This is a genomic window from Luteitalea sp. (genome assembly GCF_022842525.1).
Lineage (GTDB): Bacteria > Acidobacteriota > Vicinamibacteria > Vicinamibacterales > Vicinamibacteraceae > Luteitalea.
Genome location: NZ_JALHPM010000034.1, coordinates 38296 through 46456 on the forward strand (window position 1 = coordinate 38296; position 8161 = coordinate 46456).

9 protein-coding genes are annotated in these 8161 nt (G+C 68.3%); 7 read left to right on the forward strand and 2 right to left on the reverse strand.

Annotation, left to right across the window (positions count from 1 at the left end):
• Positions 1–224: 224 nt before the first annotated feature.
• Positions 225–767: a metal-dependent hydrolase gene (locus tag Q0C41_RS09475; RefSeq protein WP_291983176.1), complete on the forward strand. Its 543-nt coding sequence runs from the start codon at positions 225–227 to the stop codon at positions 765–767.
• Positions 768–942: 175 nt separating this feature from the next.
• Here Q0C41_RS09475 and Q0C41_RS09480 read toward each other — a convergent pair whose 3' ends face one another.
• Both Q0C41_RS09480 and Q0C41_RS09485 read right to left on the reverse strand, forming a co-directional pair.
• Complete coding sequence (locus Q0C41_RS09480; RefSeq protein ID WP_291983178.1) at positions 943–1791, reverse strand: 3-hydroxyacyl-CoA dehydrogenase NAD-binding domain-containing protein; 849 nt, start codon at positions 1789–1791, stop codon at positions 943–945.
• A 347-nt stretch (positions 1792–2138) separates the two neighbouring features.
• A complete protein-coding gene (locus Q0C41_RS09485) occupies positions 2139–3350 on the reverse strand; it encodes an acetyl-CoA C-acetyltransferase (RefSeq protein ID WP_291983180.1) in 1212 nt (403 codons plus the stop codon).
• A gap of 43 nt (positions 3351–3393) precedes the next feature.
• Between Q0C41_RS09485 and Q0C41_RS09490 the strand changes: the two genes are divergently transcribed.
• From Q0C41_RS09490 to Q0C41_RS09515, 6 genes are all read left to right on the forward strand, one after another.
• On the forward strand, positions 3394–3681 hold the full coding sequence (locus Q0C41_RS09490) for a DciA family protein (RefSeq protein WP_291983182.1): 288 nt from the start codon (positions 3394–3396) through the stop codon (positions 3679–3681).
• Complete coding sequence (locus Q0C41_RS09495) at positions 3672–4235, forward strand: nucleoside triphosphate pyrophosphatase (protein ID WP_291983184.1); 564 nt, start codon at positions 3672–3674, stop codon at positions 4233–4235. Before Q0C41_RS09490 ends, Q0C41_RS09495 begins: the two co-directional genes overlap by 10 nt.
• A 46-nt stretch (positions 4236–4281) precedes the next feature.
• Positions 4282–4728: a cytochrome c maturation protein CcmE gene (locus Q0C41_RS09500; RefSeq protein WP_291983186.1), complete on the forward strand. Its 447-nt coding sequence runs from the start codon at positions 4282–4284 to the stop codon at positions 4726–4728.
• Between the two features lie 8 nt (positions 4729–4736).
• Positions 4737–7226 (forward strand): cytochrome c-type biogenesis CcmF C-terminal domain-containing protein, encoded by a 2490-nt coding sequence (locus Q0C41_RS09505; RefSeq protein WP_291983189.1) that lies wholly within the window; start codon positions 4737–4739, stop codon positions 7224–7226.
• Entirely contained in the window at positions 7213–7758 is a 546-nt protein-coding gene (locus Q0C41_RS09510) for a zinc ribbon domain-containing protein (RefSeq protein WP_291983191.1), read from the forward strand. Before Q0C41_RS09505 ends, Q0C41_RS09510 begins: the two co-directional genes overlap by 14 nt.
• Positions 7755–8161 (forward strand): hypothetical protein (locus Q0C41_RS09515; protein WP_291983193.1); only part of this gene is annotated, 407 nt, incomplete at its 3' end. The genes Q0C41_RS09510 and Q0C41_RS09515, both read left to right, overlap by 4 nt.

Below are 8161 nucleotides of genomic sequence, written 5' to 3' on the forward strand. Positions count from 1 at the left end.
ACAGGCTACGCCTCACCGGCTCCGGGAGGCACTCCGCTGTCAGACACGTGCATTCTAAGGACGTGCCAATGCCCTGTCAAGCGAAAGTGTTGCACGCGTGATCTCTTAAGTGTCTCATTCGCAGGAGCTTACTGACGTCAGTGGCTTTCGCCTCTCAGGGCCAGTGATGCAGGAATTGCGCACCTCAGGTTGCCCGCCCTCTGCAGGATTGCTACTGTCGCCCGATGCCCAGCCCCCTGGGGCACGCGCTGGCCGGACTCGCCGTCGGCGTGCTCGCTGCCGGTCCCCGCGCCCTCGTTCGTGCCCTCGATCCCCCCGCCGCCCGTCGTCCCATCGACACGGCGTTGCTGGCTCTGCTGCCGTTCGCGGCGCTCGGCGCCCTGCCCGACATCGACCTGCTCTTCGGCGTCCACTCGATGTACACGCACAGCGTCGGCGCGGTTCTCATCGTGCTGGCCGTGGCGCGGGTCGTGACCGGCGGATGGCGGTGGGCGCTGGCCGCCGCGTTGGCGTACGCCTCACACATCCTGCTCGATTGGCTCGGCCACGACACCACCGCCCCCATCGGGGTGATGGCCCTCTGGCCGTTCACCCCCGGGTTCTACCAGTCCGATCTCCACCTGTTCCTGCCCATCTCGCGCCGCTACTGGGTGCAGGGCTTCCTGGCCCACAACCTGACGGCCGTGGCGCGCGAGGTGCTCGTGATCGGCCCGCTCGCGTTCTTTGCCTACTGGCGCCTGACCCACGTCGCCGGCAAGCGGATGTGACACCTGGCGGACCGCTCGGCGAGCGGTCCCGCCCAACGTCCGGGAACGGTCCCTCCCAACCTTCGCGAGCGGTCCGTCCCAACGCATACAGACGCTCCCACATCAGCAGGACGCGGACGTGGTCGGGATCTGACACCGACGGTGAGAGCGATGCCTGGCCGAGGCGTCCGCGCGCTTACGCGTACTGGTAGAAGCCGCGGCCGGACTTGCGCCCGAGCTGGCCCGCCGCGACCATGCGGCGGAGCAGGGGACACGCACGGTACTTGGGATCGCCCAGCCCCTGGTGCAGGACGTCGAGGATGGCGACGCACACGTCGAGGCCGATGAAGTCGGCGAGCGTCAGCGGCCCCATCGGGTGGTTCATGCCCAGCTTCATCACCGAGTCGATCGCCTCGGCCGTGCCAACGCCCTCCATCAGGGCGAACACCGCCTCGTTGATCATTGGCATCAGGATGCGGTTGGCGATGAAGCCGGGGTAGTCGCTGGCCGCGATGCCGGTCTTGCCCAACTGCCGGCACAGGTCCTCGGCCAGGGCCATCGACGCGTCCGACGTCGAGTGCCCGCGGATCAACTCTACCAGCGGCATCAACGGCACCGGATTCATGAAGTGCATGCCGAGCACCTGCGCAGGGCGCGTCGTGACCGCACCGATGTCGGTGATGGAAATCGACGAGGTGTTGCTGGCCAGCACCACCTCCGGCCGCACCAGGGCATCGAGCCTGGCAAACAGCGCGCGCTTGGCGTCCCGTTGCTCGATGATGGCCTCGACGACGTAGTCGGCATCGGCGAGGGCATCGATCGACCCATGGAAGGACAGCCGTGCGAGCGTCTCGTCGCGATCCGCCGCGCTCAACGTGCCCTTCTCGACGAACTTGCCCAGGCTCTTGCCGATCGTCGTCCGCGCCCGTTCGAGGGCCGCCGCCGAGACGTCCACGAGCCGCACCCCGAAGCCGCGCTGCGCAAAGGTCTGGGCAATCCCGTTGCCCATCGTGCCAGAACCGATCACGCCGACGAGTTGGATCATGGGGTCACGCTCAATTGAGGTTCATCCAGTGACATGCAGAATTCAGAATGAAGCGCGGGGCGGGCACCGCCAACCATCACAGGCAATTCAGGCAGCTTTCAGGGACATGAGCAAGTCACAATGAAGTGCGGGGTGAATGTCGCGACAGCAATCTCAATTCTGAATTGATGTGCGGTGCCGCCCTCTCCCAACCCCGACGTGGGTGGCGGTGGAGGCCCCGCGCTGCATTGTGAATGTCGCTGCAGCAACCTCAATTCTGAATTGATGTGCGGTGCCGCCCTCTCCCAACCCCGACGTGGGTGGCGGTGGAGGCCCCGCGCTGCATTGTGAATGTCGCTGCAGGAAGCTCAATTCTGAATTGTTCTCTCGATCGCCACCGCCACCCCGTTGCCGCCGCCGAGGCACAGCGCGGCGACGCCCCGCCGGAGGTCGTAGCGTTCGAGGGCGTGGAGCAGCGTGACGAGCACACGCGCGCCGCTGGCCCCGATCGGATGCCCGAGCGCGACGGCGCCGCCATGCACGTTGACCTTCGACTCCGGGATCCCCAGTTCGCCCGTCACCGCAATCGCCTGGACGGCAAACGCCTCGTTGATCTCGAACAGATCCACATCGTCCAGCGTCCAGCCCGCCTTCTCGAGGACCGTGCGAATGGCCGGGACGGGCGTCATCATCACCCACTGCGGCTCGAGCCCGCTCGTGGCCTGCGCGACGATGCGGGCGCGGACGGTGAGGCCCCGGGCCTGCGCGACATCGCCTCCGGCGATCACGAGCGCGGCGGCACCATCGTTGACGCCAGGCGCGTTGCCGGCCGTCACGGTGCCGGCGGGATCGAAGGCAGGGGAGAGGCGGGCGAGTGCCTCGACCGACGTGTCCTCGCGCACCGACTCGTCGCGGTCGACGAGGATGGGATCGGCGGCACGGCCGGCTCGGCGAACCGGCCCGCTCGTCACCGGCAGGATCTCCGCCGTGAAGGCCCCATCGCGCTGCGCCCGGGCCGCCTTGTGGTGACTGCGCACCGCATAGGCGTCCTGCGCCTCGCGCGACACGCCGTACTTGCGCGCGACCGCTTCGCCGGTCATGCCCATGTGCCAGTGGTCGATGGCGCACCACAGGCCGTCCTGGATCATGCTGTCCACCACCTGCGCATGCCCCATGCGGAAGCCCTCGCGTGCGCGCGGCAGGAGGTAGGGGGTCTGGCTCATGGACTCCATGCCGCCGGCGACGACGATGTCACGGTCGCCGGTGCCGATCCCCTGCGCGGCGAGCATCACGGCGCGAAGGCCGGACCCGCACACCATGTTGACGTTGAGGGCCGGCACCTCCACCGGCAGGCCCGCGGCGAGGGCCGCCTGGCGCGCCGGATGCTGCCCCTGTCCCGCCGAGACGACGTTGCCGAGGATGCACTCGTCGACGTCCTCGGGGGCGAGGCGGGCTCGCGCCACCGATTCGCGGACCACGAGGGCGCCGAGGTCGGCAGCACGCAGATCCTTGAGGCCGCCGAGGAACTTCCCGGTCGGGGTACGCACGGCAGAGACGATGACGATGTCGCGGAAGCGCATGGGCGTCTGGGTCGAGCCTACACCACCCTGCTACTCTGTCGGGGTGGTGCCGACTTCCAGTCTCGTCCCGGGCGCCGTCACGCAGTTGATCGCCGCGCAGCCGCACAGCCGGGGCAAGGTCGAGGCGGCGTGGCACCTGGCGGTGGGCGGCGCGATGGCGCGGCTGAGCGCCCCGGTGCGCGACGCCGGCGGCGTCGTCTACGTCCAGGCCCGGAGCGCCGGGGTGGCCGATCAGCTGGACCTCCATCGGCGGGTCATCGAGGCCCGGCTACGCGAGGTGCTGGGCACCCACGGGCGGACCTTCGTGCTGGTGACCGGCCGATGCGCCTGATCCTGGCCTCGTCTTCGCCCCGCCGCGCGGCGCTGCTGCAGGCCGTCGGCTACACCTTCGACGTGCGGGCGGCCGACGTGGACGAGACGCCTCACCCCGGGGAGCCGGCCGAGGCCCTGGTGCGGCGACTGGCGCAGGAGAAGGCCCGGGCGGTGCCGTGCCAGGCCGGCGAGCTGATTCTGGCGGCCGACACCACCGTCGCCTGCGATGAGGTCATCCTCAACAAGCCGGACGACGATGTGGACGCGGCGCGGATGCTGCGTCTGCTGTCGGGGCGCGCGCACGAGGTGTACACGGGCGTCACGCTGCGGCACGTGGGTGGCGAGGAGTCCTTCGTGGAGCGGACCGTCGTGTGGTTCGCGGCGCTCTCCGAGGAGGAGATCGGGTGGTACGTGGCCTCGGGCGAGCCGGCTGGCAAGGCTGGTGCGTACGGGATCCAGGGACGGGCGTCGCGCTTCGTGTTGCGGGTCGACGGGTCGTACCCGAACGTGGTCGGCCTGCCGACCGCCCAAGTGGCGAAACATCTGGCGAAGTACGTCCAACCGGCGTCATAATCCGCCAGAGGGGTGACATGCGTCTCCCACGCCCCTCCCCAACACCATGACCGGATCAAAGACTGTCAAGATCGCGATCTCGACCCTCGTGCTCGGGCTGGCGTTCAGCGCCATGTTGTACTCCAGCCTCAGCGAGGATACGCAGTACTACAAGCACGTGGATGAAGTGATGGGGCAGCCGGCCGAGTGGTATGGCAAGCGGCTCCAGTTGCACGGGCATGCCTCGGACATCCGTCGCAAGCCCGACTCGCTCGACTACCGGTTCGAGGTCGCCTTCAATGGCCAGATGGTCCAGGCGAGCTACAACGGTATCGTTCCCGACACCTTCAAGGACGGATCCGAGGTCGTGGTCAAGGGCACCCTCGGGCCCGACGGGTTCGTCGTGGAGCCGAATGGCGTGATGGCCAAGTGCCCGTCCAAGTACGAAGCCGGCAAGTCCGGCGCCCCGGGCCAGTCGCCCGGCGTGGCGCCGGGAGCCAAGTCGGCGAGCTAGCGAGACCCATGCCCGCACTCGGCACGTTCCTTCTTCTCACCTGCTTCGTCGTCGCCGCCTACGCGGCCACCGCGAGCATCGCCGGCGCGAAGCGACAATCGACGCGGCTCACCGAAAGCGGCATCGGGGCGTTCTATCTGGTCACCGCCCTGATGTCGGTGGCGACCGCCGTGATCATGTACGCCTTCGTCACCGACACGTACGCGATCAAGTACGTCGATCGCTATTCGGATGCCGCACAGCCGCTGCTGTTCAAGCTCACCGCCTACTGGGGCGGGCTCGACGGCTCCATCATGTTCTGGGTGCTGCTGCTGTCGGTGTTCGGCGCCATCGCCGTCCGCAACTCGCGCGAGTCGCATCGCGAACTGATTCCGTACGTAGTCGCGGTCATCGCCATCGTGGAGATGTTCTTCCTCTTCCTGATGGTGGTGCACAACAACCCGTTCGAGACCTACCTGGCCGACATCCCGCCCGATGGCCAGGGCCTGAATCCGCTCCTGCAGAACGTCTACATGGTCATCCACCCGCCGTCGCTGTACATCGGCTTCGTGGGGATGACGATTCCGTTCGCCTTCGGCATGGCGGCGCTCGCCACCGGGTACCTGGACGACTCGTGGCTGCGCGCGGTGCGGCGCTGGACGATGGTGAGCTGGCTGTTCCTGTCGCTCGGCCTGACGCTGGGGATGATCTGGGCCTACGAGGAACTCGGCTGGGGCGGCTACTGGGGCTGGGACCCGGTCGAGAACGCCGGCCTGCTGCCGTGGTTCACGGCGACGGCGTTCCTGCACTCGGTGATGGTGCAGGAACGGCGCGGCATGCTGCGCGTGTGGAACATGACCCTCGTGATCGTGACGTTCTTCCTGACGATCTTCGGGACGTTCATGACGCGGTCCGGCGTGGTGCAGTCGGTGCACGCCTTCGGCGAGGACAAGGAACTCGGGTTGATGTTCACCGTGTTCATGACCTTGCTGTTGGTGGTGAGCTTCGGGCTGCTGATCTACCGCCTGCCGCTGCTGCGGGCGCGGCACGAGCTCGATTCATGGGTGTCGCGCGAGGCGGCGTTCCTGGCCAACAACTGGATCCTGCTGTTCTCGGCGATCTTCGTGTTGTTTGCCACGATGTTCCCGACGCTGAGCGAAGCCCTGACCGGGCAGCGGCTGACCGTGGGGCCGCCGTTCTTCAACAAGTGGATGCTGCCGATCGGCCTCGCGCTGCTGTTGCTGACCGGCGTCGGCCCGCTGCTCGCGTGGCGCAAGTCGACGGTGGACAACCTCCGCTACCAGTTCCTGTGGCCGACAGTGGCGGCCCTGGTGACCGGCGGGGCGCTGCTGGCCCTCGGCGTGCGCGTGTGGTCGTCGGGCATCTGCTTCGCGATGTCGGCGTTCGTGACGACAACGCTCCTGCAGGAGTTCGTGCGGGGCGCGCGGGTCCGGCAGCAGTACTCGGGGTCGGATCTGGTCACCTCGGCCATCGGCCTCGTGGCGCGCAACCAGCGCCGCTACGGCGGCTACATCGTGCACCTCGGGATCGTGCTGATGGCGCTCGGTTTCGCCGGCGACGGTTTCAAGCAGGAAGAGCAGTTGCTGCTCAAGCCGGGCCAGACCGTGACCGTGGGGGCGTTCACGGTGCGGCATGACGGCATCGCCATCACGCAGGACGCACAGAAGCAGATGGTGACGGCGAAGATGACCGCGTTCCAGGATGGCAAGGAACTGGGGACCCTCGCGCCAGCCAAGTGGTTCTTCAACAAGCGTGCCGACGAGCCGACCACCGAAGTGGCGATCCGGCGCTCCTTCGGCTACGACCTGTACGTCGTCCTGGCCGGATTCGACGCCGAGCAGCAGAGCGCCACGTTCCATGTGGTGGTCAACCCGCTCGTCAACTGGATCTGGGCCGGCTTCGGCATCCTCGCGCTGGGCACCCTGATCGCGCTGCTGCCGGAGCGCGCGCTGGCGGTGGCGTCGGTCAAGATCCCCGAAGGGGTGACGGCGGGGACGACCACCACCACGCTGCTGGTCCTGCTGATCCTCGGTGGCGTCGCCATCCCGCATGCCGTGCATGCCCAGGCGCCGCTCTCGGACACGGGCGCGATCATCAAGCGCCTCCCGCTCGAGCGGGAACTGGAGAACGAGATTCTCTGCACCTGCGGCTGTCGCCTGCCGGCCGGCACCTGCGGCATGTTCCAGTGCCAGGGCAAGGAGAAGCAGCTGGGGCGGCTGCGGACGCTGGTGGAGGAAGGCAAGGACCGCGAAACGATCCTCGCGACCTTCGTCCAGGAGCACGGCGGGGCCGACATCCTGACGCAGCCCCCCGACACGCCGTTCAATCGCCTGGCGTGGGCGCTGCCGTTCGTCCTCGGCATCGTGGGCGCCGTCGCGGCCGGCACGGTGGCCGTCCGCTGGACGCGGCCCTCGAGCGACGACGCGGTCGTCCCTGCGGCGGCTGCGGCCGATCCGTATCAGAACAAGCTCGACGAGGAATTGCGTGACCTCGACTGAATCGCATGCCCGGGCCTGGCAGTTCTTCATCGTTCTCGGTCTGATTGGCGCCACGGCGGCCGTGTGGCGTGAACCACGGTTCACGCGGCCCGAACACCTGGTCCTCCTGAGCCTGGGCATCGTTGCGGCGGCGGTGGCGGCGGTGGCGATGCATCGCACGCTCCTGCCGCTGGTGTCTCCCGAGCAGATCGTCGGCGACTCCCGTCGGTCGACGCGTCATCTGATCGCCCTCGAGCGCGAGAAGCGCCTCGTGCTCCGCAGCATCAAGGAACTCGAGTTCGACAAGGCCATGGGCAAGGTGGCCGACGCCGACTTCGACGAGATGGTGGGACGGCTGCGGCAGCGCGCCGTCGGCCTGATGCAGCGCATCGACCTCGGTGAGGCCGGACTGCGTGATCGCATCGCGAAGGACCTCTCGGGCCTCAAGCAGCCGAAGGCGACCAGGAAGGTCAGTGCCCAGCAGTGTGCCGAGTGCAAGACGCTGAACGACGCCGACGCGCGCTTCTGCAAGACGTGCGGAGCCACGCTGTGACGCCCGCCTGCCGGTGGATGGGGGGGCTTGCCGTCGCGGTGGCGATGCTCGCGGGGCCAGCGGCCGCGCAGATGCCGGACCTGCGGCAGATGAACGGCATGGCGCTGCCAAGCCAGGATCTGCCCGACGGGTCGATCTCCGTGCGCGTGGTGAGGCAGGCGCTGGGCAACAACGTCGTGGGCACCACGGTGACCGTCGGAGGGGAGGGCGTGACCGACAGTGCCCCGACCGACGAGGCCGGACGTGCCATCTTCGCGGCACTCGGCGTCGGGAAGACGTTGGTGGCATCGGCCACGGTGGATGGCGAGACGGTGCGGTCCGCGCCGTTTCAGGTGCCGGCGGCCGGTGGGCTGCGCGTGATTCTCGCGGTGGGCCTCGATGGCGCGACGCCGGCGGCCCCGCC